Origin of the sequence: Haemophilus parainfluenzae, from assembly GCF_003252725.1 — a bacterium.
Lineage (GTDB): Bacteria > Pseudomonadota > Gammaproteobacteria > Enterobacterales > Pasteurellaceae > Haemophilus_D > Haemophilus_D parainfluenzae_L.
In genome coordinates, this window is the sequence record NZ_QEPO01000028.1 from 1 (window position 1) to 1,130 (window position 1,130).

Annotated in this window: 2 protein-coding genes; both read right to left on the bottom strand. The window is 46.1% G+C overall.

What is annotated here, in order from left to right:
• The coding region (locus DPV85_RS09880) for a phage late control D family protein (protein WP_111327874.1) at nucleotides 1–887 on the bottom strand (887 nt) is incomplete at its 3' end.
• Nucleotides 880–1,113, bottom strand: a complete 234-nt coding sequence (locus DPV85_RS09885) for a tail protein X (protein WP_048750473.1) — start codon at nucleotides 1,111–1,113, stop codon at nucleotides 880–882. The genes DPV85_RS09880 and DPV85_RS09885, both read right to left, overlap by 8 nt.
• Nucleotides 1,114–1,130: the final 17 nt, after the last annotated feature.

Below are 1,130 nucleotides of genomic sequence, written 5' to 3' on the forward strand. Positions count from 1 at the left end.
GCCACGAGCTTAGGATTGCCGACCAGCGTGATATTTCCCGCGGTTTGGTCGTCGTTTTGTTCGGCCAACGCGGCATCGGCACGCGCATCAATCTGCTCCTGGGTTTCCCCACGGGTGACAATCTTCAACGTGTCCCCGCTTGCAGCCTGGGCTTGTTTCATCTTTTCACGTAGCGGCTTTGCTTTTTTACGCTTCTTGATGACTTTTTTCCCGGCAGCATCATATCCACTCACATCAACTTCCTTGGCCGTATCCTTGATTCTATCTCGCAAGGTAATCGATATCGTATCTCGCTCTTCAAGCGCCGCCACGGCTTCTTCTTTGCCTAGCTCGTCTTTATCCGTGAACACAAGCTGATCACCCACTATCTTAAAGCTGTGATGATATTCTCTTGCCAATCTTGCTAAAAACTCAACATCGCGCTCTTGATATTGCGTCACGCGCTTAACCGGAATGGGCTTAATTGTCCCGACCATTTTTAACTTTAATTTTTCTGCAATTATGCCCACTATTTGCTTGAGCGTTGTATTTTCATAGGCTTTAGGCTTTAACGTGCGATTTGCCTTCCCAATACCTGTACTCAACGCCTTGATTTGAATATAGGAAGGTCGGTAGTTATATTCCACCTCGTCAATTTCAAACGCGCCAATATCGGCAAGCAGCGTCCCCTTGTAACCAATAGCCGCCTTTAATTTATCCCCTTGCGTCGGATACCACTGGCGCACCCATTTCCCGCTAATATCCTCAAACGTTAGCGTCAGCTCATCCGACTCACCCTCAAGATTATCGGTGTACGCCAGCTCAATAAAGTGCGGTTCAATATCAGCGGTAATATTGGTCTTTTCGTATAAAATGGAAAAGTCAGGGGTTGGCACGTTACTATTCATTATTACCTCTCAACCACGGCGGCATTGATTCATTATTTGTAGGCTTAATATTTAGCACCGGAATATAAACCGTCGCGCCTGTTGGAAGCACTTCGCACAATCCTATGTGCGGATTAGCATTAATAATGCGTTCAAAGTCCAATGCGTTGCCATAGTAGTAATAGGCAAGATTATCCCAACGCTCGCCTTGTTTTACGGTATGTTTAAGTACGGTCTGTTGTGTCATCAATTACGTCCTCATCT